The sequence below is a fragment of the Microbulbifer maximicatervae (SeqCode) genome (assembly GCF_052467385.1).
Window position 1 is genome coordinate 4,209,952 of sequence record NZ_CP174311.1, and the last position, 25,911, is coordinate 4,235,862.

Below are 25,911 nucleotides of genomic sequence, written 5' to 3' on the forward strand. Positions count from 1 at the left end.
TTTCGATACTAGCTTTAATTTATCTTGAAACGCACAAGAAGGGACTATGTTAAAAATAAATAGTTTGCTCTCCGCCAGCACACTTGCACTGAGCCTGATGGCAGCCAATGCCCAGGCGATTAATTCACATCAAAAAGGTGGTGATCAAGTTGACTTGGTCATTGCCAATGAAGCCAAATTAATTGATATGCTCAAGCGCTCTGGGCGCATCAGCCAAGATGCCTCTATTGCAGAAGCTGAACGCACTTTAAGAACTTACTTAAAAGAGCGGGCCACCCATAGCATTAATGGGGCTCAAGATCTTTCCAGCGATACCGTAACGATGATGCGCGATGCCCGTGGAAAACATCACCCCCGGCTTAAAAGGGGCAAAGGTTCCCTTCACCGCAACCATGGCAGCCGCCACCCTAGAAACATTCAACTAGAGAGCTACGACGGTGAAGCCCAAACTGCACAGGTTCTCGCTATTTTGATGGAGTTCCCCGATTTTCCCCATAACAGCATCGAGCCCGGGGAAAGTGATATGTACTACGCGGATTACGCCGCTGAACATTACGCTGACTTACTTTTCTCCCAAAACGGCTTTGAAGGCCCCAGTGGGGAAAACATGCTATCCATGCAACAGTTTTACTGGCAGCAATCCGGTAACAGCTACTCTGTTGAAGGCTCTGTAGCAGGTTGGTATATGGCCAGCCAACCAGCAGCTTTTTACGGCAATAACACTGATGGTGATGCTCGCTCCCTAATTCGTGAGGCCCTGGAAGCTGCAGCTGCCGACCCCACAGTAAACCTGTCAGATTTTGATATTGAAGACCGTTACGACTTGGATGGTGATGGCGATTTTTGGGAAGCAGATGGTTTGGTAGACCACATCATGATCTTCCACTCCTCGGTTGGTGAAGAAGCAGGTGGCGGGCAACTGGGTGAAGACGCCATTTGGTCTCACCGCTGGAACCTTGGCGGAGTCTATTCACTTGAAGGAACTACTGCGGAGGTAGATTACTGGGGCGGCACTATGGCTGCTTATGATTACACCATTCAGCCGGCGGACGCCGCTGCAGGGGTTGTCAGCCATGAATACGGCCATGACCTGGGCTTGCCCGATGAATACGATACCGATGGTAGCGGTCGCGGTGAACCCGTCTCCTCCTGGTCCATTATGTCCAGTGGTAGCTGGGCCGGTATTATTCCGGGTTCAGAGCCCACCGGCTTCTCTGCCTATGCCAAGGAATACCTGCAACACAACCATGGTGGGAACTGGCTTCATGGTGAAACTATTGCACTAGATGAAATTCCTCGCCGCGGTATCGAGTTGCTACTCGATGAAGCGGTTAATAAGGGGACCAATAACGATGCAGTCCGAATTGACCTACCAGCAAAACAAGAAATAGTTACCGAACCCAGCAGTGGAGAATACGCCTACTTCAGCGGTAGCGGCAACAACCTGCAAAACTCTATGACAATATCTGTTGATCTGAGCAATGCAGAAACAGCAAGCCTCTCTTTCAAAGCTTGGTACGACATTGAGCTGGATTGGGATTACGCCGCGATCATGGTAGATTCCGGTGATGGCTTTGTCTCCATTCCTGGTTCAGTAACTACAGATACCAACCCCAACGGCACCAACCCAGGTAATGGTATTACTGGTAGCTCCGAGGGCTGGATTGACGTTGCATTCGATCTAAGCGCTTACGCCGGGCAAGAAATTAGCCTTTCACTTACCTATATTACTGATGGCGCCGTAGCGAATTCAGGTCTTTTTGCCGATGACATCAGCATCGAAATTGATGACACAACATTCCTTTTCGATGATGCTGAAACTGATGGCAACTTTAGCCTTGCAGGCTTTAGCCGAAACCCAGGCTATCTTGAGCACGATCACTACTACTTACTCGAATGGCGTACTCATCGCGGCGTTGATGCCGGATTGGCACATGTGAATGTAGCCGGCGAGATGCTCACTTTCACAGAAGGCCTCTTGGTTTGGTACGTAGATTCCAGCTACGATAATAACTGGGTTGGCGTACACCCAGGAAATGGCTTCCTCGGAGTTGTTGATGCCGACCAAAATGTATTGAGATGGAGTGATGATTCCGTTGCCAGTACCCGCTATCAGGTTCACGATGCCACATTTAACATCGAAAGAGCCGACGACATGGTTCTGGATTTACTCGAGGACTACGGCATACTCTTAAGTGACACTCACAACCGCCGCTACCCACTGTTTAATGACACCCGGAGCTATAGCAGCGAAGAAATACCAGATGCCGGCCGCGCTATCACACCTTACGGCTTAAAGGTTCGGGTCGTATCTCGCAGCGGAGATAAATCTGTAGCTAAAATACGCGTAACCAAGTAAAGAAGTAAAAACAGACGGCGCCTACATGGCGCCGTCTCCAATTTAACAAATAGAATAAGATTACAGCTTAAAACAAAGCCTTTAATTTGAGCAAAACTCCCTTCTCCAGCTAACCTGAATGCCAGAAACTTATTTTCATCATTCAGGCGTTCATTTATGGAAAAGCCTCTAGACAACTCCCGTCGCCACTTTCTTAAGCTTTCAGGAACATCGCTACTTTTAATTCCTGCCACATTTATTTCAACACCCTCAGCTCAGGCCCAAATCAAAGCGCAAAAAGACAAGGTAAATTACCAGGATACTCCCAAGGATGGGAAAAAGTGCGTGGACTGTCAGCTGTTTGAGCCCCCCAATGCCTGCCTGGTTGTGGAGGGCGATATCAGTCCCGAAGGGTGGTGTAGCTTATTTGTTTTGAAGCAGGGCAACCCAGTTTCAAATTAAGCTGGGACCCGCTGTTCACCGCGCAATTTAATCACGTCCGCGCGGGGCGGAAGACCAAACATACGGCTGTATTCACGACTGAAATGAGAGGGGCTCTCATAGCCAACCCGATAGCTGGCGGAAGCCGCTTCCAGTCCCTCAGTCAACATTAGGCGTCGCGCCTCATGTAAACGCAGCTTTTTCTGGAACTGCAACGGGGACATGCGCGTGATCTGCTTAAAGCTGTGATACAGGGATGACTCACTCATATTGGCCTGGTCGGCCAAGTCACTGATACGCAGCGGTTCTGAGAAACGGTCTTTTAGCACCTCAATCACGCGGGATACCCGGTTCGCCTGGCTATCTACCATGGCAAACTTGCGCATCCGCGCGCCAATCTCCCCCATCAGGGCGCGATAGATAATCTCACGCCGGGCTAATGGCGCCAGTATCGGGACATCTTTAGGGCTATCCAGCAAGGAGACCAGCCGGTTTAGCGCATCAAGCATACCGTAATCCATTTTGGTCAGGCACAGGCCGCAGCTGACTTCGGGGCAGTCGTAGCCAGCCTCCACACCCGGCGCCTTATCACCCAGCTCCATAACCAGGTCTGCCACCTCTTGCGGATCGATCGTTATCTTTACGCCGAGAAACGGAGTATCCAGGGAAGCGTCTTCAACACGCCCCAGGATCGGCAAGTGCACTGAGGTTGCCACATAGCTCAGCGGCATATAGGAGATTTCCCGGTCTCCCAGCTCCAAGGTCTTGCGGCCTTGAATAATAAAATTCAGGGACGGTGTATACACCGATGCCGCACAGGCTCCCGGCTCATTGCAGCGAATCAGGGAGAGACCACCCAGTACCGTTTCATTTAATCCCTGTTCCGGTGCCTGACGCATCAGGGAGGCAATCAGCTTCTGCCGTATCGACTCCATATCCATGGCGACAGAGTTAAATTCCGCTCTTTTTTCAATGCTCATATGCTCCCCTTGTGCCCGCTAACAATTCCACGACTCAACACGAAGTGGCACAGAGTATACGGAGTTTTAGGCAATTTCCGTGTAGTTTTGCAGGATTGGGCAATCACTGTGCAGTAATAGGTAACTATAACCGATTAATAGCCCTACAGTCGCTGTAATATCTTAATCACTTTTTGCGATAACTAGTTATATATCCAGTTCTTTACACATCCAATAGAATGTGATCCTTCCAACCCAAAAGCACGTCTTAAGTAGAAATAGGCAATCAATTAACAGTTCCCGGATACCGCAACCAACTTGGCCAGCGCTAGAGTTACGCCCTTACTGGGAGAAGCACCCAATAGCCCTTCCCCCTCCGTAGCAAAGGGAGTACACGCGTAATGGTAAGAAAATTAACGACGGTTTTATTCGGCGTATCTGCACTGGTACTCGCCGGCTGCAACAGTGACGCACCCAGCGGTCAACAACCGCCTCCCCCAGCTGTGGAGGTCGCCCAGGTATCTGCAGGAAATACGACATTGTGGCGCAGCTTTACCGGCCGTGTGGCAGCCCCAGAAACCGTTGAACTGCGCCCGCGGGTTAGCGGTTATATCGACAAGGTTTCATTTGCCGAGGGAACTCTGGTCAAACAGGGCGATGTCCTGTTCACCATTGACCCCCGCCCTTATCAGGCCCGCGAACGCGCCGCCCGCGCAGACCTGGCTCGGGTTCGCAGCGACCTCTCCTATAGCGAGAAGCAAGCCGGCCGGGCAAAACAGCTACTCAACAGCAAAGCCATCTCCCGCGAGGAATACGACCGGCGTATCGCTTCGCGAGATTCGGCCCGAGCGGCTCTCAGCGCCGCCGAAGCAGCACTGGAAAATGCCCAGTTGGACCTTCAATACACTGAAGTTAAAGCACCAATAAGTGGCCGAGTAAGCCGCGCCCTGGTTACTCAAGGCAATCTCGCCAATGCCGACAGCACCCTGCTGACAACGCTGGTCTCTGTCGACCCAATGTACGTGTATTTCGAAAGTGACGAACAGACTTTTGCTAAGGGCCGCGACTTACTTAATAGCGGGCAAAAACCTGCTGTGCGCGTAGGTCTCGCCGGTGAGCAGGGCTATCCACACAGTGGAGAGTTGGACTTTATTGATAACCGCTTGAACAGCCATACCGGCACTATTCAGTTCCGCGCTGTGGTTAACAACAGGGACGGCTTTTTCAGACCGGGGCAATTTGCCCGGGTGGAAATGCCAATTGAAGAGGTTTCACAGGCAGTTTTAATCAATAGCAAAGCGGTTCTTACCGATCAGGACCGCCGCTATGTCTACATCGTCAACGACAGTAATGTCACCGAAAAGCGCCCCGTGGTCGCTGGCCAACGCCAAGGTGACCTTGTGGTTATCCGCAGCGGCCTGGAGCCCGGCGAGAAAATTGTGGTGAATGGCCTGCAAAAGATTTTCTTCCCGGGCATGCCCGTCGCACCGGAAATGGTGGCCATGCAGGAGCAGGTAAAGGCGACCCAAGTCGCTGGCCACTAAACAAAGAGCAAGGGGCTTGCCGAAGTGAGCCCATACATTCAGCTAATCCTATCAATGGAATCCGAGCGGCTGACTGAGTCGCTCTCGGAGTAGCAGTATATGAATTTTTCCCGTTTCTTTGTCGACAGACCGATATTTGCATCCGTGTTGTCGATCATTATTTTCGTCGTCGGCCTGATCAGTATTCCCTCACTGCCGGTCAGCGAATATCCCGAAGTTGTACCCCCCAGCGTGCAAGTGAGTGCTCGCTATCCTGGCGCTAACCCTAAGACGATCTCAGAAACTGTAGCCACGCCGCTGGAAGAAGCGATTAACGGCGTGGAAAATATGATCTACATGAAGTCAGTGGCTGGCAGTGATGGCACCCTGACTTTGAACGTGACCTTTGAGTTGGGCACCGACCCGGACCAAGCCCAGGTACAGGTGCAAAACCGGGTGTCCCAGGCCCTGCCGCGCCTGCCTGAAGATGTCCGCCTGCAAGGTGTTACTACCCAGAAGCAGTCGCCAAACCTGATGATGGCGGTGCACCTGATTTCACCGGACGATAGCCTCGACGCTACCTATATTCGCAACTACGCCGTACTGCATATTCGCGATGAGCTATCGCGCATTCCCGGCGTGGGTCTTGCCGCCGTATTCGGTTCCGGTGACTACGCCATGCGCTTGTGGGTGGACCCGCAGAAAGCCGCCGCCGTAGGCATTACTGCTGCCGATATTGTCAGTGCCGTGCGTGAGCAGAACGTACAGGTTTCCGCCGGCCAGATCGGCGCCTCCCCCATGCCGAACGGCTCCGACTTCCTGATTTCCATTAACGCCAAAGGCCGCCTGGAAAGTGAAGAGGAGTTTGGCGATGTTGTACTCAAGACCGGCAATAATGGTGAGATCACCCGCCTGAGAGATGTGGCCCGTGTAGAGCTGGCCTCTTCCCAGGACTCCCTGCGCGCCCTGCTCAACGGCCGCCAGGCTGTCGCCATCCCTATTTTCCAATCCCCCGGCTCCAACTCACTGGAGGTTTCTGCGGCGGTACGGGAGAAAATGGCTGAACTGGATGATCAGTTCCCGGAAGGCCTCAAGTGGGAAGTCGCTTACGACCCCACGGTTTTTGTTAGCACCTCCATCAGCTCAGTGATCAAGACCCTACTGGAAGCCGTGCTGCTCGTGGTTCTGGTAGTTATCCTGTTCCTGCAAACCTGGCGCGCCTCATTGATCCCACTGTTGGCCGTGCCGGTATCTATTGTCGGCACCTTTGCGGTGCTGTTGATGTTGGGCTTCTCAATCAACACCCTGACCTTGTTCGCTATGGTGCTGGCCATCGGTATTGTGGTGGATGACGCCATTGTGGTGGTGGAAAACGTCGAGCGGAATATCGAGGAGGGACTGACACCTTTAGCCGCTGCCCACCAGGCCATGCGAGAGGTGAGCGGTCCAATTGTCGCGATCAGCCTGGTGCTCTGCGCGGTGTTTGTGCCCATGGCATTCCTGGACGGCATCACCGGCCAGTTCTACCGCCAGTTTGCCACCACTATTGCCATCGCCACCATTATCTCCGCGATCAACTCTCTGACTCTATCTCCGGCTCTGGCGGCAACTCTGTTGAAGCCTCACGGCGCCAAACCGGATATGCCCGCGCGGATTATTGAGCGTTTGTTCGGCTGGATATTCCGCCCGTTCAACCGCTTCTTCCAGCGCAATTCCGAGCGTTACCAGCGGATCGTTGGTGGTAGCCTCAAGCGTCGCGGTATCGTATTTGGTGTTTACCTGATATTGCTCGGCGGTACTTTCGCCCTGTTCCAACAGGTCCCCGGCGGCTTTATTCCGGTTCAGGATAAGACTTACCTGGTGGGTAGTATCCGCCTGCCGGAAGGTGCCTCCCTGGATCGCACCGAGGAAGTTGCTCGCCGCGTGAGTGAATTGGCCCTGGAAACAGAAGGTGTTGCCAACGCCGCGGCCTTTGTCGGCTTCAATGCCCTGCAAGGTACCAACACTCCCAACGTGGGCACGGTATTTATCCTGTTCGACGATTTCGATGAACGTGAGCGCAGTGCCCAGGAAATCGCTGCGGAGCTAAATGGCAAGATCTCACAGATCAAGGAAGGCTTTGCCATGACCTTTATGCCGCCGCCCATCTTCGGACTGGGTGCCGGTTCCGGCTACTCCCTCTATGTTCAGGACCGTCGCGGTGCTGGCTACGGTGAGTTGCAAAACGCCACCAATATGTTGGCTGGCGCCCTGAGCCAAGCCAGCGGCCTCAGCTACCCCTTCAGCTCCTACCAGGCCAATGTGCCGCAGATGGACGCGGAAGTGGATCGACTACAGGCCAAGGCTCAAGGTGTGCGCATGGACGACTTGTTCGGCACCCTGCAGCTCTACTTCGGCTCTATGTATATCAACGACTTCAACCTTTTCGGCCGCACCTACCAGGTCGTTGCCCAGGCTGATGCACCCTTCCGCGATGAAGTGCAGGATCTCGATAATCTCTACACCCGCAATATGAATGGGGAGATGGTGCCCATCAGCACCATGGTGACCCTGCGCCAGAGTTACGGACCAGACCCGGTGATCCGATACAACGGCTATCCGGCAGCCGACCTGATGGGGCAGTCCGATCCCAGCATGTTGTCCTCTTCCGAGGCACTGGCAGCGGTTGAGCAGGTTGCCAGCCAAGCCCTGCCACCGGGCATGCAAATCCAGTGGACCGACCTCAGCTTCCAGCAGGTCAACCAGGGCAATTCCGCCATGGTGGTTTTCCCTCTCGCAGTACTACTGGTATTCCTGGTGTTGGCCGCCCTCTATGAAAGCTGGGTAATGCCACTGGCGGTGATCCTGATCGTGCCCATGTGTCTGCTGGCTGCACTATTCGGTGTCTGGGCTACTGGCGGCGACAACAATGTATTTGTTCAAGTCGGGCTGGTTGTACTGATGGGGCTGGCTTGTAAGAACGCTATTTTAATCGTGGAATTTGCTCGCGAACTGGAAATGGAAGGCAAAGGCACTGTCGAGGCTGCACTGGAAGCCTGCCGCCTGCGTCTGCGCCCGATCATTATGACTTCAGTCGCCTTTATTGCCGGTGTTGTTCCACTGGTATTGGCCGGCGGCGCTGGCGCTGAGGTGCGCAATGCCATGGGCATTACCGTATTTACCGGCATGATCGGTGTAACCCTGTTTGGCCTGTTCCTCACTCCGGTATTTTATGTTGCCCTGCGCAAGATTGCCGGCGGCAAACTATCAGCTGCCCGTCACGCAGATAGTCAAGAAAGCAATTTACCCTTAGAGCACGCGACTAATACTTAACCCCGCTTATCCCGGGCGCACCAACACTATGCGCCCGGGCTTTTTCTACTTGCGCTTCTCCTTTTTCCAGCGGGCTCCAGGAAAAACAATCACATACAAGCGGATCAACAAGCCCATTGGCACACAAATCAAAATCACAATAACTCCTAAAACAGCACGCATATAATCACTGCCTTCTTCGTGTTTCTCAGCGTGATCCCACAGGTAGGATTGGTAACAGTGATCGGGCCCATCAATCGGCTTCAGGGTATAGTTAATTACCCGCTCCAGAAACCTCCAGTAACGCCGAAAACGTGTTTCTGTCACCCTTGAGAAATAGCCACAGCGCGCAGATATAGTTGCATCAGGATTGCCGCCAGCAATGGCATTGCCCAATTGATCCACCGCAACAATAACATTCCAAAGCCAGCTTTTATTGGCACCTTTCATTACCAGCCTATTTATTGACGGATAACCCTCCTCCCTAATACCCCCAGCCCTAGGGTTTGGCATCCACAGTAAAACAATCACCAATGAAAGAATAATCCATAAAAACACGAGCGTGCACACAAACGCTTTTTCGTAAGAAAATCAAGTTCCGCCGAACTTCAGTGGCAAAAGCCGCGTTCGTCTAGACTTTCTCCGAACGGCAATAAATCCATGCCGTTAAAAAATACTTCAGATTATCGAGATCTCTTCCTAAAAGATGTTGCATGTCGCCACGATTGCCACCCACTCGGAAAGGATGCTTCCTGTCCTGCTGGAATCCGCCAACCGCAACGGCGTGTCATTATCTATCCTTGGGCACAATTATCCTTGGAAAGATTTCTCTTCCAAAATAGACATCTTAATGCCTTTCTTTAGATCCCTACCGGAAGAGGATATCGTCTGCTACCTGGATGGTTTCGATTCACTAATACTGCCATCAATCAAACACTTAGAAAAAAAATTTCTCACCTTTGGCAAGGAAATTATTTTTTCCAATGATTACGAACATAGCGGTATACAAGGATTTTTTGAAAGAAAATTTTTCCCCAGCGAGTGTGTTTTTTCTACAGGTGTCTTTATAGGCAAAAATATAGCGCTACAAAACCTTTTCCAGACCGCTCGTAAGATGTACCCCAATTACTCTGATGACCAAAAAATTCTTAGGCACTATTATGCACACCAAAACTGCACACAAATAGGTATCGACGGCGAAAGCCAACTTTTTTTTAACTTTGATGCCGCCAATCCAAGTTTCAATCTACTAAGCCAAGTAAGCAAAATTCACAACGAAGAAATATACCTACACAATGGAGAAACTCCGAGTATTATTTCATTCCCTTGCAGCTGGTTTGCTATTGGCATCAAGAAAAAACTCAATGTGCTTCTGGAAAAACTCGGGTACGAATACAACCCAGGAATTAACATCAAAGGTACTTTCCATGGCCTGAAGTACTATATTGGCACCTCGATTAAAGAGAGTATCAAAACACTATTAAAATAGCCCCAAATCACCCAGCCAATACTCCCTTCAATCGCAGATAACCTTTATATCGATCAATAAAAGCTATAACTTAATTCAAACGGTGAATAAGGCCCTTCACACCAATCACCGGTATCCAATTGATAGCAGTGCACACCCTCGGCAATACAGTTATCGAGACTTCCCATATAGGGATCGCCGGCCAGGCAAAAACGCGGGAATGCAGTAAGTTCATCCGGTGGCACCGGAGTGGTTTTGTAGGTGTAGTAAGTTGCCGTGCCGGTTAAGTCATAACCGAAACCGTCAGCCACGCAGCCCGCCAGGGACTGCGCTACAAGAATAAGAATAAAAACAACGCTAATTTTCATAGGAAATACAACGCCTTCCACCGGAAATGTCAAAACAACGGGCACTGGGTGGGCAAATAGAACCCGGCGCCAGCTCCTCAGAATCCCCCGGGCAGCTTGTTGGAGATGCAGGCGCATCTGGCACATGGGAGGAATGAGAAGAGTGAGAAGAGGGATAACCCCGGTATTCCGCATGGCGGGGAATTGGCGGGCTTACGGGATAAACCACTTGATTGCGCGTATCGGGGGTTCCACAACCCTCAAGGAATACACCCATCGACAATGCAGAAATAAATATCGCAAACTTTTGCATGGTAGCGCTCCGTATCAGCACCGCGCGGACAGAGTCCACGCACTTTTAGATCCGGCTATTTCGCAACAGCTCCACACTGGGCTCGGCTACTATCGTTAGTAAACCCGCAATATAGGGAAAAACCAGGCCATGGAGTCCTGCAAGCTATCTACGCAATCCGCCGCCTCGCATTCGCTTTTGGCGGTAAGGGGTTGTGGGTATTTTGTGTGGTTACTGCCGACTTCCACAAAGCTGGCGCTTTGTCCGGCAGCCTCTGCCTCATAAAAGAAAGGGTCTTCACCCTCCACTTCGTCCGCAGGCAAAAACAAGCAGCCCTGCATCGCAAATACCGCCACAAGCGGCAACGCGAATTTCCTTGTAGGTCCCATAATTCGACACCTCACATTTTCAGTGCTGCGATGATAGTAGCCTCTCTGTGAGTCTAGCTGCCGAGGCATTAGCAGCCAGCAACCCAGAATCGATTTGCGCGTAAATCATCTTATTGTTGTTTTACGCGGCGAATATTTCATTTCCACTTAAAGGCTCCTTAGTCCTGACTATAAAAAAAGCGGCCGATTGGCCGCTTTTTTTACTGGCTTTAACTCGCTGGCAATTACAGCAACAGTCTGCGCACATCCGCCAGCACGCTGACCAAGTAAGTCATAAAGCGTCCGGCATCTCCGCCATTTACCGCGCGGTGATCGTAGGAGAGCGCCAAGGGCAACATCTGCCTAGGCTCAAAGTCCTTACCGTTCCACACCGGCTTCATCGCCAGCTTGGAAACACCGAGGATACCAACTTCCGGAGAATTGACGATCGGGGTGAATCCGGTGCCGCCGATAGCCCCCAAACTGGAAATGGTAAAGCAGGCACCCTGCATCTCGTTGGGCTTCAGCTTGCCATCGCGGGCTTTCAGGGCCATTTCAGTGGCCTCTGCCGCCAGCTCGTACAGGCCTTTCTTATCCACATCGCGGATAACCGGCACCATTAAGCCTTTTGGAGTATCTACTGCCATACCCACATGCACATAGTCCTTGCGCACAATGTGCTCGCCATCGTTGTGCAGGGACACATTAAAGCTCGGCTCTGCACGCAGGGCTGCGGCTACCGCTTTCAGCAGGAAAGGCACTGGGGTGAGCTTCACTCCGCGCTTCTCCGCCTCGGCCTTCATGGACTTGCGGAAGGTTTCCAGCTCTGTGATATCCGCATCGTCAAACTGGGTGACGTGAGGCACGTTGAGCCAGTTGCGCGACATGTTGGCTGCGGTAATCTTGTGGATCTTGCTCATCGGCTCCACATTCACCGGGCCAAACTGGCTGAAGTCGATATCCGGCATCTTGGCGATACCGATTCCACCGCCGACACCAACCGCGCCGCTCTCAGCTTTCTTCACCTGCTCGCGGATGTAATTATGCAGATCGTCCTTGGAGACCCGGTTGCGCGGACCGGTGGGCTTCACCTTATTCAAGGTAACGCCCAACTCGCGGGCCAGTTTGCGCACGGCGGGGCCGGCGTAAACCTGGGCTGCTGCGGTGAGGTTGCGCTCCAACTGATAGTCTTTCTGCGGCACTGCCGGGGGCTCAACAGAAGCAGGTGCCTGCTGCTGCGCGCTCTCGACAGGCGCTGTCGCAGCAGGGACTGCAGCTGGAGTAGCGGGCTCGGCGGCGCCTGCAGCAACCACTTTCAACACGCCCAGGGTGTCACCCGTGGAAACCTTGTCGCCTTCTTTAACGGCGATAGAAACCACGGTACCGGCGCTGGGGGAAGGCACATCCATAGAGGCTTTATCGCCTTCCACTACAATCAGGGAGTCCCCCTCTTCAACCACATCACCGGGCTGTACACTGATCTCGATCACATCAACCGCATCAGCACCGCCCAGATCCGGGATCTGGATCGTTTCCTCTTTCGGCTCGCCGCTCGCCGCTGCCACAGGGGCTTCAGCCACAGGCTCCACGACAGGTGCAGCTTCTTGCTTGGCGGGGGCCGCAGCGGGCTCCTCTGCCGGCGCTTCCGCCACATCGGTTTCGATTTCCCCAATCACGTCGCCTTCAGAGACCTTATCGCCCTCTTTCACGCTAATGCTGAGGATTTTGCCAGCCACTGGGGCTGGCACATCCATGGAGGCTTTATCGCCCTCCACCACAATCAGTGAGTCCTCTTGCGCGACGGTATCGCCGACAGCAACAGAAATTTCAATCACATCCACCTGATCGGCACCACCGAGATCAGGCACTTTAATGACTTGTTTTGCCATAGGAGTTCTGCCTTCTCTTAGCTGATGCGCGGGTTAACTTTTTCGGCGTCGATATTGAGCTTCACGATTGCTTCCGCAACCTCTTTCGCATCAATAACGCCCTGCTTGGCCAAGCCATTCAGTGCGGCAATTACCACGTAGTTGCGATCCACTTCGAAGAAGCGACGCAGCTGCTCGCGGCTGTCACTGCGGCCGAAACCATCGGTACCCAGGGTGGTCAGTTCACCGTCGATAAATTCGCGCAGTGGCTCCACATAGGAACGGATGTAGTCGGTGGAGGCGATAACCGGAGAGGTATTACCTTCGAACTGCTCGGTGATCCAGGCTTTGCGCGGCTCGGCTTCCGGGTGCAGCATATTCCAGCGCGCCACATCCTGGCCTTCACGGGCCGATTCCACAGCGGAGGTGAGGCTCCAGACATCGGAGGTCACACCGAACTGGTCGGCGAGGATATCCGCCGCTGCCAGTACTTCGCGCAAAATAGTACCGCCACCAATCAGCTGTACATGTTTCTTCGCCGCTTTGCCCTTGGCGCCTTTCTTGACGTTGGACTGCAGCTTGTAGATACCACGAATAATGCCCTCTTCCACGCCCTGAGGCATTTCCGGCTGCAGGTAGTTTTCGTTCTCGATAGTGATGTAGTAGAAGAGGTTCTTCTGCTCTTCGTACATCTCTTTCAAGCCGCGCTGCATAACCACCGCCAGCTCATAACCGTAAGCCGGGTCGTAGCTGCGGCAGTTGGGGATAGTGGAGGACAGTACGTGGCTGTGGCCATCCTGGTGCTGCAGACCCTCACCGTTTAAGGTTGTACGGCCAGCAGTGGCACCGATCAGGAAGCCGCGCGCCTGCATATCGCCAGCGGCCCAGGCCAGGTCGCCGATACGCTGGAAGCCGAACATGGAGTAGTAGATATAGAAAGGCACCATCGGCACGCCGTGGTTGCTGTAGGCAGTAGCCAACGCCATCCAGGTGGACATAGCACCGGCTTCGTTGATGCCCTCTTCCAGCACCTGGCCTTTCTTATCTTCCTTGTAATACATGATCTGGCCGTGATCCACCGGGGTGTAGCGCTGCCCCTGGGAGGAATAGATACCCAGCTGGCGGAACAGGCCTTCCATACCAAAGGTACGGGCTTCATCGGGAACGATCGGCGCGATGTTCTTGCCGATATTCTTGTCTTTTACCAAGGCCGCGATAGCGCGGACAAATGCCATGGTGGTGGAGATTTCGCGCTCACCAGAGCCTTTGGTCAGTGCGCTGAAGGCATCGAGGCCAGGGACTTCCAGTTTCGGGCACTCAACTGGGCGACGGGGAACCGGGCCGCCCAGGGCCTTGCGGCGCTCCGCCATATATTTCATTTCCGGGCTGTCCGGAGATGGGCGGTAGTAAGGAACTTCTTCCAGCTCTTTATCGGTGAGCGGAATGGCAAAGCGATCGCGGAAACGCTTGAGGGAATCCAGGTCCAGCTTCTTCACAGAATGGGTATCCATCGCCGCTTCACCAGCGGAGCCCAAGCCGTAACCTTTAACGGTCTGGGCCAGGATCACGGTGGGCTGGCCTTTGTGGGCCATCGCCGCTGCGTAAGCCGCGTATACCTTGTAAGGATCGTGGCCGCCACGATTGAGCTTCATAATCTCATCGTCGGACATATCCTTAACCAGCTCCAGCAACTCCGGGTACTTGCCGAAGAAGTGTTCGCGGGTATAAGCGCCGCCGTTGGCCTTGAAGTTCTGCATCTCGCCATCGACCACTTCGTCCATGACTTTCTGCAACAGGCCTTTGTCATCTTTCTCCAGCAGCGGATCCCATAAGCGACCCCAGAGTACTTTGACAACATTCCAACCGGCACCGCGGAATACGCCTTCCAGCTCCTGCACGATCTTACCATTGCCGCGTACCGGGCCGTCCAGACGCTGCAGGTTACAGTTAACCACGAACACCAGATTTTCCAGTTGCTCGCGGCCGGCCAGGGAAATTGCGCCCAGGGTTTCCGGCTCGTCACATTCACCGTCACCAAGGAAGGCCCACACCTTGCGATCGCCGCGCGGGGACAGGCCGCGGGCAGACAGGTAGCGCATAATGTGCGCTTGGTAAATCGCCTGGATCGGCCCCAATCCCATGGAAACCGTGGGGAACTGCCAGTACTCCGGCATCAGCCAGGGGTGCGGGTAGGAGGACAGGCCATTGCCGTTCACTTCGCGGCGGAAGTTGTCCAGCTGCTCTTCATCGAAGCGCCCTTCCAGGTAGGAACGGGCATAAATACCCGGTGCGCTGTGGCCCTGGAAGAAAATCAGGTCGCCGCGCTCTTCACCTTCATTGCCACGGAAGAAGTAGTTGAAGCCCACATCGTAGAGTGTGGCCGCAGAGGAGAAACTGGAGATATGGCCGCCGAGGCCATCGTCATTCTGGTTGGCACGTACCACCATCGCCAGGGCATTCCAGCGAATCAGGGAGCGAATCCGGCGCTCCATAAATAAGTCGCCAGGCATACGCTTTTCCGCATTGGGCGGAATGGAGTTGCGATAGGGAGTGGTGATTGCCGCAGGCAATTGTACGCCTACATCGGTAGCGCGGTCAGACAGCTGCTTCAGGAGGAAGGCTGCGCGTTCTTTGCCGCTATAGCGGATAACCGCTTGCAGCGCGTCCAGCCACTCCTGCGTTTCGAGGTTATCGGTATCTTCGTGCATCAAGTGCTCCTCGGCGAATTAGGCGACGTCGAGTCGGTCTATTTCTCAAAAATCGGTACGCGGGCAAACTACAGCGCGAGCAAAAAAAAGCTTCCTTTTTTTCTTGGTTCCGCCAATTCACCAACTTTGTTGGCGTAAATGCAAAGTTTGTGAATCTTTACTCGAATATGACGGTGAGGAAAGCGGCGCAATTAATTGCCGCAAGTGCCTAGTTTGACTGTGATTATTTGTTCCGGGGCCCGCGCAGACTGGCGGACAAAACCCCATCCCCGGTTGTTAGCGGAGGGAATTGTAGTATTACTACAAAAAATTTTCCAGATAGGACGGTTAGTAACAAATAAAACAAAAGAGCAAAACAATTATTTGCCGTTTGGCCGTTTCACCGGAACATTTAATGGAATTTTTGAGAAAATGAACTACAAAATCGAGTCTCAAACAAAGACATCAGTCACAGCTGAACCAGCTCCCCACCGGGTTGATATTCAGCGTAGACCAAGTAACGCAGCGGGCCACCAGCCGCCAGGGCATTAAAGGGGTAACAAGTCACCAGCAATAAACCCCGCTCGGCAAAGATCGGCAAACGCTCTCTCTCACTGTCCACAATTCGCATTTCCGCAACCCGATAAGTATGCCAGCGTCCGCGTTTATCCTGCAGGTAAATGGAGGTACCCCGCCTGACACGCTCTAATCCCGCAAAGTGAGTATCCCGGTGTGCGGCAATAACCGTGGTGCGAGGCTCACCAGGGTTGCCGGACCCAGCTAAGAGACCAGGGCCGAAAGCCAACGCCTGGCCACTACCGCCGCTGAGAACAATTAATGGCGACTGCCCTTCCAACTTTAACTTGGCCACAGGCCAGGTGTCCGCCCAGGGCCAGGGCTTTTGCAGAGCCCCGCCCTGTAGCTGTTCTTCCCAAGCACTATTGATCAACACTTGGGCCAATTCTGCCTTGGCCAGGAGCCAGCTGGCTGAACCCAACTGCCACAAGCCCGTTCCCAAGCAAAGCATAAAGAGCAGTGAGCGAGCCACGCTTACACACCTCCCCGTTGCAGAGGATTAGCGCCGCTGGGTTGACGGGGGTCTGGTAAAACCCTGCGCAGGAAGGAGCGCAGGGCTCGGGTCAAGTTGCTGCGCAAGGCCCGACCGCGTTGGAAGATCGCCGCAAACATCAACAGTACCGCCGCTGCCAATAACTGCCCGTAGAGACCTGTAGCAGTTTGCGGATAGGCCTGGCGCTGTAGCACTTGCCCTTTAGCCACCATATTGGTGACCGGGCTGCGAGATAACTTCTCTTCAGCGCTGCGTACAACTTCCTCTTCGACTGCAACAAAACTGGTGTAGGGGCTGGCAAGTTGATGCCTCAGGGCAATCTGTAAAATCTGTTCGCGCAGAGCAAGGCCCGCATCCGACTGCTCTCCAGACTGAAGCTGCCGATCCCGCAGAGAATCTATCTTGCTGCGAGCCCAAACACTGCCGATGCCTGAAGAATCGCTACCACTCTCTACTTTCAGAGCGAGTTTGCGCACAAACTGTTTACCTGCCATTCGGCCACGCAGCTGGATATCTCCCTGCAAGAGATCACCCTGCACCTTGGCCACCAACTGCATAGGCTCACCGTTATAGAGATCCGGGATACGCTTGGGGTAGGCATCCGCGACGACGCCCTGGGGCCAACTGAGTTGCAGGTCTGTAGCCATAGGGTTTTCCAACTTGGCGAACAGAGCCTGCATACGCTCGCGAACTTCGGAAATATCACCGATGGTGACGAAAGTACCGCGCCCAAACTGAGCAGCTTTGCGCATAAAGTGGCTATTGGGAGCCGAACCAATACCCACAGTAAACAGCCGGGCCTTATGCAGGGATTGGCTAATTAACTCGAACAGGGCCCGCTCATTGCCCACCGCACCATCTGTAATAAATACGACTTGCTGAACGGTACTGGTGTCGTCCTGCATTTGCTGACCGAATGCCATTCGCAAGGCCGGCGCCATTTCTGTACCTCCCTCTGCATTCAGGTTTTCGATTTCCTGACGCGCGCGGCGAATATTCTCCGCGCTCGCGGCTATCGGGCGCGGGAAAAATGCACGGGTTGTACTGTTAAATTCAATAACGTTAAAGCGATCATTACTGTGCAGGCGAGACAGTGCCAGGGTAAGGCTCTCCTTCGCCTGGCGAATAGAGTTGCCAGACATGGAACCGGAAGTATCGATCACATAAATCACTTCCCTCGGTAAATGCTGCGCGGAAGTACCGTCGCTGGGAGGCAGTAGCATGACCTGTAGATAAGCACCAGCCTGCTCTTCTGTTCCCTCTTGCGCTGTGATTTTCTCGCTAAACAACGCCGCCCGCGGCATAGCAGAAGCGCGCGGTTGCCAATTCAATAAGAAATCCCGATCCATAGCAGCTGTTTCATCGCGCAACTGAATCCGGTAGCGACCATCACCTCGGTTATCAATATCGATTTGGTGATAGGGGCTATTGATATTTGCTAGCGGCAGTCCGCCATGCAGATCCACCTCGATAGAAATATTATGGCTACCCCGTGCCTGTAGCTCCTGCGCTGGCTGCATAAACGGAGTTATCGCCGCAGCATCCGGTACCTGGTCAGTGGGCAGTGCCCAGCCACTACTCTCTGCCACCAACTCCTGTTCATCGCCGTTCAATGCCTGGGAGGGTATTGGCTTGCCAGGGATATAGCGCGGGGTCAATGTCGTGGGCAGGCGCAGTGAAAAAACGCCGCCGTCATAATTAACCGGCTGCAAAAAGCGGATAATAATTTGCACCATCTCATCGGGGGCAATATTGGCCACTTTATTGGTAAACAGGTTCGGGCGCTGCTGCTCTAGAAGAGCTGCGCGCTTACCCGCCGCACGAGCAGCCTTATAAATCTTGGAGGCCTCTTTCCGCTCGCGCACTTTACCGACTATGCGGCGCTCACCCACTTGAATTTCAAGCCCCGCCACCGCAGCTTGCTCAGGCAGTGGTAATGCATAAACCGCTTCCTGCCAGCCGTCAGTGGTATTCTTGAACTGCTGCTGAAGCTCTACTTCCGCTACCAGACCCCGCACGGAAATACTGACCTGACTTTTCAGGTGCACCGCTGGAATATACTTTCCGGACTCATTGCCAGTAAAAAGTAAATCCCCTCCCTTTACATCATCCAGGGTAACTGTCTCGGTGAACTCCTGCTGGATCGCATCACTCACAGCGGGAAGTTCCTGGGCATTGACCTCTGCCCCGATTGCAGCAATGACTACCGCCAATACCACCACAATAAATAACAACCAGCGCCCGGCACCACCGGTCTTCTGGCGACGACGATAGTATTCCTCTGTCGGCAACATCAGATCGTCTTTATGGAACCGCTGCCCGAATAACATCACCCTGTTCACTCACTTTTCTCCATTTTTCATTGGATATTGAAGTCATTAAACAGGGGGAAGCGGGCGAAAGGCGGCAGGAATACGAGCACAAAACAGGAGGAATTGTGGCGAATTATGGCAGGCATAAAAAAACCGGCGAAAACGCCGGTTTTTTGCAGTTCGATCCAGGTTAGTCGACCAGACCGTAATCCTTGCGGAGAACTTCGAGCAATTCCGCTTTGGGATTATCAGATATATCAAGATTCGCACCAATAATCTTCTCAGCAATACCAATATAAGTATTAGAGAGATCCATCAGCATAGATTCTGGCAGCTCGTTATCACGAGCTAAAGCCGAGCGCTCATCCATGCGATCTTTGTTCAACAGGATATCGGCATCGGGGAAGTAGTTGAGCAGCGCCTGGCGAAAACCCTCTTTGGATTTCTCCACAACCTTGCCTGCACGATACTGTTCGCCGTCCCAGATACGGGAGGAGTCCGGGGTACCCACCTCATCCATATAAATCAGCTTCTCTTCACCATTGGCATCGGTGACATAGCCGAATTCAAACTTGGTATCGACAAAGACCTGGTCGAGCTTTTCCAGCTCTGCGGAAATCAAATCGAAACCTTCTTTCAGTAACTTCTCATACAGGTCGATATCGCCTGCCTTTCGGAAGCCGAAGGCTTCGAAATTGTCTTCGATGTTCTTGCGGGTAACATTGACATCGTCCGCTTCCGGCACGCCGGGGATGCCCTTGAGAATGCCTTTGCTGGAGGGAGTAATGAGCAGTTCAGGCAGCTTCTGGTCTTTCTGCAAGCCATCGGCAATCTCGATACCACAGAACTCCCGCTCACCCTTCTCATAGGAACGCCACATGGAGCCGGTGATGTACTGACGGGCGATCGCTTCGATCATAACCGGGCGCGCCTTCTGTACGATCCACACCAGCGGGTGCGGGATATCCAGAATGTGGCTATCGGCGAGGCCCTGCTCTTTAAACAGTTTGAACCAGTGGTTGGAAATAGCATTTAGTGCTGCGCCCTTGCCTGGTACGCCACGCATGCCGCCTTCGCCAGTCCAGATACAGTCGAACGCGGAGATACGGTCGGAAATCACCATTACCGCAAGTGGAGTGTCAGGAGAAACCGGGTAGCCCTTCTCCTCAATCAGGCGGCGGCTGTCTTTCTCGCTCAGCCAGTATACGGAACGGACCTTGCCACTGTGGATAGGCTTGTCGGTGCGGATTGGCAGGTCATTATTGACCGCTAGAACTTTGTCAGCCAGGCTCATGGGCTCTCACCTATTTGAAGGGACCAAATAAAAGAAAGCGCGGCATTCTAGCAAATGCCGCGGCCTACAGACAAAGAAAGATATCGGGCAATTACTCCGAGCTACGCCGGGCCTCCCATTCCACCTGGTGCTCATGGGTGGGCCAGGCACTCATAATGGCCTTGAGCAAGGTCGCCAGGGGAATTGCAAAGAAGACGCCCCAGAAACCCCAGATGCCGCCAAAGAACAGCACTGCGAGGATTATAGCAACCGGGTGCAGATTAACTGCCTCGGAGAACAGCAGTGGTACCAGTACATTGCCATCGAGCAGTTGGATGATGCCGTATGTCATCATCAGGTATAAAAATTCATTACTCCACCCCCACTGGAAAAGCCCAATAGCCGCAACGGGGATAGTGACAACCGCTGCACCGATATAAGGAATCAGCACACTGAAACCCACGGCTACCGCCAGCAACAGGGCGTAGTTCACCCCCAGTAACAGAAAGGCGGCATAACTGACAGCAGCCACAATGCCAATTTCTATCACCTTACCGCGCACATAATTGGCCACCTGATCATTCATCTCATGCCAAATCTGGTGGAGCATAGGACGTTCTTTCGGCAGGAAAGAGGTGCACCAGCGGATCAGCTGTTCCGCATCCTTAAGGAAGAAGAACACCAGGATCGGCACCACTACAACGTAAATCAGCAAGCCGGCAAAAATGGGTAGGTTGGTAAGGGAGAAGGCCAGCAGTGTCTGCCCCAGGCCGCCCAATTCGCTGCCAAGGGTATTGAAGATTTCATCGATCTGTCCGGCCGAAATTAAGCGCGGGTAGCGCTCAGGAAGCAACAATAAAAGCTCCTGTCCGCGCTGCACCATATTGGGCAACTCTGCCCCAAGCCGCACCAACTGACGCCAGATAATAGGTAGCACCACAAATAACAGAGCCACAATAGTACCCACCAACACCAAGCAAGACAGGGTAACCGCCAGCCAGTGTGGCACACGCCAAGACTTCAGCTTTTGCACCATACCCTGCATCAGGAAGGCGATCACCAGCGCGGTGAATACCGGGGCTAGCACAGCGCCCAGAGTCGCCAGGACCACCAGGGCCAGGGTCAATATTAAAACCAGAAGCACCACTTCTTCCTGACTGAAGTAGCGGTTCACCCAGCCTTTTACAATCGATAACATAGACTCTCGGGATTTATCTTTATTCATTTGCCAGCGTACAGCCAATATTGAAAGGTATTATTACGTCGCTCAGCGCGGAGCAGGGACCGGCCACTTAAAGATGCAAAACTGTGGAAGTCTCGCCAGGACCCTTCATCAGTGGCCAGCACACAAAGCAGCGTTCCCTCTGGGTATTCCCGCAATGCCCGGCGCATGGCCAGTAACGGTTGTGGGCAGGGCAGATTTCTTGCATCCACAATAGTGGCCGCGTCCCAGTTCGGTATCTGGGTATCGGGCTGATTGGTAGAAGAAGTTACTGACATTGCCTTTTTAGTCACAAACCAGAATTGCCGGGGATTATAGCGCGAACCAGACGCCATAACCCGCGCAGGCTTTACGCTTTTTAACTTTCCGCCTGGCGCAAGTGTGAACCTTTTATGGTCCACTAAGTCCAAACCTCGACAGTCCAACGGGGTAGCGTATAGAGTTGGACTATAGATCCTTCATGGACAGACCGAGCAGTAATCAAGATGACTGATTCCAAAAACAGCCTGCTTCACCGAACGCGCCCCCCAGCTATCCTCCATCGACTTCGCGCAGGACTGCGAAGCCTGGGTATGGGGTTGTTACTCGGCGCAGTCCCGTTTGCTGCCATCGCGGACAGCGATGAAATCCGCCTCCCCGAACTGGGCGATAGGACCAGCGGGGTCGTCTCCCACACCCAGGAAAAAGAACTGGGGCAAATGTGGCTGCGTATTTTTCGCAGTCAGGTTCGCACCTCCAGTGATGCCCTGATCCAGCAATTTGTCGAGGGCATGGTCAAGGAATTGGCCGAGTACAGCCCACTGGAAGACAAAGAAATTGATGTTGTTGTAGTAAACAACAAAACCATGAACGCCTTTGCAGTCCCCGGTGGAGTCATGGGGGTCCATACCGGCCTGTTTCTGTTTGCTGAGCGTGAAGACCAGTTTGCATCGGTAGTTGCCCACGAATTGGGCCACCTCAGCCAGCGGCACTACGCCCGCTCCCTGGAAGCACAGCGTAACAGCACAATTCCCACCCTGGCCGGTATGCTCGGTGCCCTGGTTCTGGCGGCTACCGCCGGTGGCGAAGCCGGGATCGCGGCCATGAGTGTGACCCAGGCTGCAGCCCTGGACAACCAGCTGCGATTCAGCCGCAAGAATGAGCAAGAGGCAGATAGGGTCGGTATCGATACCCTGGCCAAATCCGGTCGCGATCCAGAGGCCGCCGGTGAAATGTTCGAGCAAATGCTCAAGGCCACACGTTACTACCAGCGCCCGCCAGAATTTCTCCTGACCCACCCCGTTACAGAAAAGCGTATTGCCGATGCCAAGTTGCGCGCTCAGCGTATGGAAAAAGTGGCTCCCAGCGAGGATCTGGATTATCACCTGATGCGCGCCCGAGTGCGGCTCGCCACAGAACCAACGCCGCAGCAAGCAGTAAAACGCTTTAGCGCGGAGCTGAATGGTATTAATGACAATGAGGATGCCGCCCGTTACGGCCTCGCCCTGGCCCAAGTAGCCGCAGGCAGGCCCGACTCAGCGCTGGACACCCTACAGCCCCTGTTAGACAAGACCCCCTCAAAAGCAGCCTATGTGCTGGCCCGAGCGGATATCGATCTGTTGCGAGAAGACTACAGCAGTGCCACCAAGCGCCTGCAGTGGGCCCTCGATCGCAATCCGGGAGACCACGCCTTAATCATGGGCCTTGCCAATGCCCACTTTAAAGCCGGCAACTACCTGGCCGCAGAGCGCCTGCTGGCGAAATATAGCCGTACGCGGAAGAAAGACCCGGCAGTTTGGTACCTATTGGCGGAGACCCACGGATTGGCCGGAGATATTGTTGGCGTGCACGAGGCCCGGGCTGAGTATTACATTCTCAACGGCATATTCGACAAGGCTATTCAGCACCTGCGCCATGGAATTCGCATGTCAAAAGACGATTACCAGGTCAATGCCATCCTGGAACAGCGCCTCAAAGATGTGTTGAAAATGCAGGAAAGAATCGAGGAGCTGTAACTCCCCCCAACGAAAAAGAGCGGCCATTGGCCGCTCTTTTTGTTTGCTCACCGCCGCTCCCTCAAGAGCTAACCTTTGCGGAAATCCAACATCCGCTGCAGCGGGATCATCGCCTTGCGCCCCAGTTCCGGGTCCACAAAGATCTCATTATCCCCGCGCTCCAGTACACCGCAGAGGTTCTCCAGAGAGTTCATCGCCATCCAGGGGCAATTAGCACAGCTGCGGCAAGTGGCTCCAGCGCCGGCGGTTGGCGCCACCATTAGCTCTTTGTCTGGGCACTCCTGCTGCATCTTGTAAAAAATGCCCTGGTCGGTAGCCACAATAAAGCGCTTCTCTGGGCGGGTCTTGGCAGCATTAATAATCTGCGAGGTAGAACCCACAACGTCGGCCAGGGCTACCACAGAGGCGGGAGATTCAGGATGCACTAGAACCACAGCATCCGGATAGAGGGCCTTTAAGTCCTCAACCCCCTTGGCCTTAAACTCTTCATGCACAATACAGGAACCGTCCCATAACAGTACGTCTGCGCCGGTTTCCCGCTGGACATAGCCGCCGAGGTGCTTGTCAGGTGCCCAAAGGATTTTTTCGCCATTGGCATCCAGGTGATCCACTACATCCAGCGCAATACTCGAAGTCACCACCCAGTCCGCCCTGGCTTTTACCGCAGCAGAAGTATTGGCGTAAACCACCACTGTGCGGTCCGGGTGCTGATCGCAAAAGTCAGAGAATTCTTGCGGGGGACAGCCGAGATCCAGGGAGCAGGTTGCCTCAAGGGTCGGCATCAGTACTTTCTTGTTCGGGGTAAGGATCTTGGCGGTCTCACCCATAAACTTTACCCCGGCCACTACCAGAGTATCGGCGGAGTGCTGAGCGCCAAAACGGGCCATTTCCAATGAGTCAGAAACGCAGCCGCCGGTTTCCTCCGCGAGGGCCTGAATCAAAGGGTCGGTATAGTAGTGTGCGACCAATACTGCATTCTGTTCTTTCAACAAGCGCTTAATGCGCTCGCGCCATTCTTGCAGCTCTTCTTCGCTATATTGAGACATTACCGGCTCCGCCAGGTGCGCTTGCACCAAAGAGCGAGAATCTACCTTGTCTGCGGCAATGGACTTATGAGTCATGACTAACTTCCAGTCGCGGAAAAGCGCGCATTATAGCGCAATGAAACGACACCACCACGCACCCTTTCGACAGCAATTTTAGCTTGGCGTTACAGGCAAAATATGCCGAGGGAATTCAGCCTGTTCGCTCTAGAAGATGCGCATTTCAACAATAGGACCTCTATGGAGATATTGGATACAGTGATAGTCGGGGCAGGCATATTGGGGCTTGCCTGCGCCTACCAGATGAGCCGGGCTGGCCACAAAGTGATTGTGCTGGAACAACACAATGCCATTGGAACCGAAACCAGCGCTCGCAGTAGTGAGGTCATTCACGCAGGCCTCTACTATCCAACGGACAGCTTGAAAGCCCGCGCCTGTGTAAACGGTAAATCCATACTGTATCAATTCTGCCAAGAATACGCGGTGCCCCATAAGCAGCTCGGCAAACTGGTAGTCGCCACCGATAAAGCACAGCTTGCGCAATTGAGAGATCTCAAAAATCAGGGGGATACTAATAACGCTGACGGACTTCGATTACTAAGCGCCTCTGAAGCCCGATCTATGGAGCCGGAATTACAATGTGCCGGTGCCATTTACTCTCCGACAACCGGCATTATCGATAGCCACAGCCTGATGCTAGCCCTTGAGGGTGCCATGGAAGCCAGGGGAGGAGAAATTATACTTGCGAGCAAAGTTGCGCGAATTGAAATATCCAGCGGCACTTGCCAACTCGTGATGGAGGATGGCTACAAACTGAAAACCTGCAATCTAATTGTGGCCGCAGGCCTCCACACAAGCTCGCTAGTGGGGACGATAAATAGCGAAGTTATAAAACGAGAAATTCCCACCACGTATTTTGCTAAGGGCAGTTACTTTACCCAGTCAAGTAAGGTGCCTTTTTCACACTTAATTTACCCTCTACCTGAAAGTGCCGGTCTGGGTATTCACCTCACTCTGGATTTGGCCGGAGGAGCGCGCTTCGGTCCAGATGTGGAATGGGTCGAGTCCATTAACTACCAAGTGGATCCGAGTAAACTAAATACATTTTATGACAACATCCGTCGCTACTGGCCTGGAATATCAAAGAATACTTTACGGCCTGGCTATGCGGGCATTCGCTCCAAAATTGTACGCAGGGGCCACCCCGCTGGTGATTTCCAGATTTATCACAAAAGCCTATCGGATAAATCTCAGTTAGTGGCATTTTTTGGAATTGAATCCCCCGGACTGACCTCTTCACTATACCTCGGAGAAGTAATCGTAAAAATGATTTTCTAATTATTTACCCACTGGAAGATAAATTCTGTTTAACTCAAACAATCACAACGAAAGCAGAAAGAATACGCTATTGAAGTG

21 protein-coding genes are annotated in these 25,911 nt (G+C 53.3%); 8 read left to right on the forward strand and 13 right to left on the reverse strand.

Features of this window, described 5'->3' with window-relative positions; all coding sequences use genetic code 11:
• Positions 1–46: 46 nt before the first annotated feature.
• Both ACJJIR_RS17950 and ACJJIR_RS17955 read left to right on the forward strand, forming a co-directional pair.
• Positions 47–2,359, forward strand: coding sequence for an immune inhibitor A domain-containing protein (locus tag ACJJIR_RS17950; RefSeq protein WP_444906375.1), 2,313 nt, complete (start codon positions 47–49; stop codon positions 2,357–2,359).
• Positions 2,360–2,515: 156 nt separating this feature from the next.
• Complete coding sequence (locus ACJJIR_RS17955; RefSeq protein ID WP_444895145.1) at positions 2,516–2,800, forward strand: hypothetical protein; 285 nt, start codon at positions 2,516–2,518, stop codon at positions 2,798–2,800.
• On the opposite strand, the gene ACJJIR_RS17960 is transcribed toward ACJJIR_RS17955, so the two are convergent.
• Positions 2,797–3,759: an AraC family transcriptional regulator gene (locus ACJJIR_RS17960; protein ID WP_282934202.1), complete on the reverse strand. Its 963-nt coding sequence runs from the start codon at positions 3,757–3,759 to the stop codon at positions 2,797–2,799. The genes ACJJIR_RS17955 and ACJJIR_RS17960 overlap by 4 nt on opposite strands.
• 380 nt (positions 3,760–4,139) lie before the next feature.
• Between ACJJIR_RS17960 and ACJJIR_RS17965 the strand changes: the two genes are divergently transcribed.
• Positions 4,140–5,282, forward strand: coding sequence for an efflux RND transporter periplasmic adaptor subunit (locus ACJJIR_RS17965; RefSeq protein WP_282934203.1), 1,143 nt, complete (start codon positions 4,140–4,142; stop codon positions 5,280–5,282).
• A gap of 99 nt (positions 5,283–5,381) precedes the next feature.
• A complete protein-coding gene (locus ACJJIR_RS17970) occupies positions 5,382–8,573 on the forward strand; it encodes an efflux RND transporter permease subunit (protein WP_444906376.1) in 3,192 nt (1,063 codons plus the stop codon).
• A 45-nt stretch (positions 8,574–8,618) separates the two neighbouring features.
• On the opposite strand, the gene ACJJIR_RS17975 is transcribed toward ACJJIR_RS17970, so the two are convergent.
• On the reverse strand, positions 8,619–9,002 hold the full coding sequence (locus tag ACJJIR_RS17975; protein WP_444895148.1) for a hypothetical protein: 384 nt from the start codon (positions 9,000–9,002) through the stop codon (positions 8,619–8,621).
• Between the two features lie 256 nt (positions 9,003–9,258).
• Between ACJJIR_RS17975 and ACJJIR_RS17980 the strand changes: the two genes are divergently transcribed.
• A complete protein-coding gene (locus tag ACJJIR_RS17980; protein ID WP_444895149.1) occupies positions 9,259–10,041 on the forward strand; it encodes a glycosyltransferase domain-containing protein in 783 nt (260 codons plus the stop codon).
• Positions 10,042–10,094: 53 nt separating this feature from the next.
• Here the strand turns inward: ACJJIR_RS17980 and ACJJIR_RS17985 are convergent, their stop codons facing one another.
• From ACJJIR_RS17985 to ACJJIR_RS18015, 7 genes are all read right to left on the reverse strand, one after another.
• Complete coding sequence (locus tag ACJJIR_RS17985; protein ID WP_444906377.1) at positions 10,095–10,388, reverse strand: hypothetical protein; 294 nt, start codon at positions 10,386–10,388, stop codon at positions 10,095–10,097.
• On the reverse strand, positions 10,378–10,680 hold the full coding sequence (locus tag ACJJIR_RS17990; RefSeq protein WP_282934207.1) for a hypothetical protein: 303 nt from the start codon (positions 10,678–10,680) through the stop codon (positions 10,378–10,380). The genes ACJJIR_RS17985 and ACJJIR_RS17990 overlap by 11 nt, the downstream gene beginning before the upstream one ends.
• 95 nt (positions 10,681–10,775) lie before the next feature.
• Entirely contained in the window at positions 10,776–11,048 is a 273-nt protein-coding gene (locus ACJJIR_RS17995; RefSeq protein ID WP_282934208.1) for a hypothetical protein, read from the reverse strand.
• 224 nt (positions 11,049–11,272) lie between these two features.
• Positions 11,273–12,916 carry a dihydrolipoyllysine-residue acetyltransferase gene (aceF, locus tag ACJJIR_RS18000; protein WP_444906378.1) on the reverse strand — a complete coding sequence of 548 codons (1,644 nt, stop codon included), beginning with the start codon at positions 12,914–12,916 and terminating at the stop codon, positions 11,273–11,275.
• Positions 12,917–12,933: 17 nt separating this feature from the next.
• Positions 12,934–15,603 (reverse strand): pyruvate dehydrogenase (acetyl-transferring), homodimeric type, encoded by a 2,670-nt coding sequence (gene aceE / locus ACJJIR_RS18005; protein ID WP_413664434.1) that lies wholly within the window; start codon positions 15,601–15,603, stop codon positions 12,934–12,936.
• Positions 15,604–16,051: 448 nt separating this feature from the next.
• On the reverse strand, positions 16,052–16,630 hold the full coding sequence (locus tag ACJJIR_RS18010; protein ID WP_444895154.1) for a class GN sortase: 579 nt from the start codon (positions 16,628–16,630) through the stop codon (positions 16,052–16,054).
• Positions 16,631–16,632: 2 nt separating this feature from the next.
• Complete coding sequence (locus ACJJIR_RS18015) at positions 16,633–18,993, reverse strand: marine proteobacterial sortase target protein (protein ID WP_444906379.1); 2,361 nt, start codon at positions 18,991–18,993, stop codon at positions 16,633–16,635.
• A 20-nt stretch (positions 18,994–19,013) separates the two neighbouring features.
• Between ACJJIR_RS18015 and ACJJIR_RS18020 the strand changes: the two genes are divergently transcribed.
• Entirely contained in the window at positions 19,014–19,157 is a 144-nt protein-coding gene (locus ACJJIR_RS18020) for a hypothetical protein (protein ID WP_444906380.1), read from the forward strand.
• On the opposite strand, the gene ACJJIR_RS18025 is transcribed toward ACJJIR_RS18020, so the two are convergent.
• The 3 genes from ACJJIR_RS18025 to ACJJIR_RS18035 all read right to left on the reverse strand — a co-directional run bounded on the left by ACJJIR_RS18025 (position 19,154) and on the right by ACJJIR_RS18035 (position 21,736).
• Positions 19,154–20,257: a phosphoribosylaminoimidazolesuccinocarboxamide synthase gene (locus tag ACJJIR_RS18025; RefSeq protein WP_444906381.1), complete on the reverse strand. Its 1,104-nt coding sequence runs from the start codon at positions 20,255–20,257 to the stop codon at positions 19,154–19,156. The two genes, ACJJIR_RS18020 and ACJJIR_RS18025, sit on opposite strands and share 4 nt — an antisense overlap.
• Positions 20,258–20,348: 91 nt before the next feature.
• Positions 20,349–21,434, reverse strand: a complete 1,086-nt coding sequence (locus ACJJIR_RS18030) for an AI-2E family transporter (protein ID WP_282934585.1) — start codon at positions 21,432–21,434, stop codon at positions 20,349–20,351.
• A 23-nt stretch (positions 21,435–21,457) separates the two neighbouring features.
• Positions 21,458–21,736, reverse strand: a complete 279-nt coding sequence (locus ACJJIR_RS18035; protein WP_444906382.1) for a sulfurtransferase TusA family protein — start codon at positions 21,734–21,736, stop codon at positions 21,458–21,460.
• Between the two features lie 207 nt (positions 21,737–21,943).
• Here ACJJIR_RS18035 and ACJJIR_RS18040 point away from each other — a divergent pair, with 207 nt between their 5' ends.
• The gene (locus ACJJIR_RS18040; RefSeq protein ID WP_444895158.1) at positions 21,944–23,452 is read left to right on the forward strand and encodes a M48 family metalloprotease; all 1,509 of its coding nucleotides are present in this window, start codon (positions 21,944–21,946) and stop codon (positions 23,450–23,452) included.
• Positions 23,453–23,520: 68 nt separating this feature from the next.
• On the opposite strand, the gene nadA is transcribed toward ACJJIR_RS18040, so the two are convergent.
• Entirely contained in the window at positions 23,521–24,573 is a 1,053-nt protein-coding gene (gene nadA, locus ACJJIR_RS18045) for a quinolinate synthase NadA (protein ID WP_444895159.1), read from the reverse strand.
• Positions 24,574–24,675: 102 nt separating this feature from the next.
• Between nadA and ACJJIR_RS18050 the strand changes: the two genes are divergently transcribed.
• Entirely contained in the window at positions 24,676–25,833 is a 1,158-nt protein-coding gene (locus ACJJIR_RS18050; RefSeq protein ID WP_444906383.1) for an NAD(P)/FAD-dependent oxidoreductase, read from the forward strand.
• Positions 25,834–25,911 lie beyond the last annotated feature (78 nt).

Excerpts from the sequence above, each read along its gene's own strand:
- ACJJIR_RS18035 (WP_444906382.1), bottom strand. The coding sequence starts at position 21,736 with ATGTCAGTAACTTCTTCTACCAATCAGCCCGATACCCAGATACCGAAC.
- ACJJIR_RS17985 (WP_444906377.1), bottom strand. The coding sequence starts at position 10,388 with ATGAAAATTAGCGTTGTTTTTATTCTTATTCTTGTAGCGCAGTCCCTG.
- ACJJIR_RS17955 (WP_444895145.1), top strand. The coding sequence starts at position 2,516 with ATGGAAAAGCCTCTAGACAACTCCCGTCGCCACTTTCTTAAGCTTTCA.
- ACJJIR_RS18025 (WP_444906381.1), bottom strand. The coding sequence starts at position 20,257 with ATGAGCCTGGCTGACAAAGTTCTAGCGGTCAATAATGACCTGCCAATC.
- ACJJIR_RS17965 (WP_282934203.1), top strand. The coding sequence starts at position 4,140 with ATGGTAAGAAAATTAACGACGGTTTTATTCGGCGTATCTGCACTGGTA.
- ACJJIR_RS18050 (WP_444906383.1), top strand. The coding sequence starts at position 24,676 with ATGCCGAGGGAATTCAGCCTGTTCGCTCTAGAAGATGCGCATTTCAAC.
- aceE (WP_413664434.1), bottom strand. The coding sequence starts at position 15,603 with ATGCACGAAGATACCGATAACCTCGAAACGCAGGAGTGGCTGGACGCG.
- ACJJIR_RS17995 (WP_282934208.1), bottom strand. The coding sequence starts at position 11,048 with ATGGGACCTACAAGGAAATTCGCGTTGCCGCTTGTGGCGGTATTTGCG.
- ACJJIR_RS17980 (WP_444895149.1), top strand. The coding sequence starts at position 9,259 with ATGTTGCATGTCGCCACGATTGCCACCCACTCGGAAAGGATGCTTCCT.
- nadA (WP_444895159.1), bottom strand. The coding sequence starts at position 24,573 with ATGACTCATAAGTCCATTGCCGCAGACAAGGTAGATTCTCGCTCTTTG.
- ACJJIR_RS18040 (WP_444895158.1), top strand. The coding sequence starts at position 21,944 with ATGACTGATTCCAAAAACAGCCTGCTTCACCGAACGCGCCCCCCAGCT.
- ACJJIR_RS17950 (WP_444906375.1), top strand. The coding sequence starts at position 47 with ATGTTAAAAATAAATAGTTTGCTCTCCGCCAGCACACTTGCACTGAGC.
- ACJJIR_RS17990 (WP_282934207.1), bottom strand. The coding sequence starts at position 10,680 with ATGCAAAAGTTTGCGATATTTATTTCTGCATTGTCGATGGGTGTATTC.
- ACJJIR_RS17960 (WP_282934202.1), bottom strand. The coding sequence starts at position 3,759 with ATGAGCATTGAAAAAAGAGCGGAATTTAACTCTGTCGCCATGGATATG.
- ACJJIR_RS18030 (WP_282934585.1), bottom strand. The coding sequence starts at position 21,434 with ATGTTATCGATTGTAAAAGGCTGGGTGAACCGCTACTTCAGTCAGGAA.
- ACJJIR_RS17975 (WP_444895148.1), bottom strand. The coding sequence starts at position 9,002 with ATGAAAGGTGCCAATAAAAGCTGGCTTTGGAATGTTATTGTTGCGGTG.
- ACJJIR_RS17970 (WP_444906376.1), top strand. The coding sequence starts at position 5,382 with ATGAATTTTTCCCGTTTCTTTGTCGACAGACCGATATTTGCATCCGTG.
- aceF (WP_444906378.1), bottom strand. The coding sequence starts at position 12,916 with ATGGCAAAACAAGTCATTAAAGTGCCTGATCTCGGTGGTGCCGATCAG.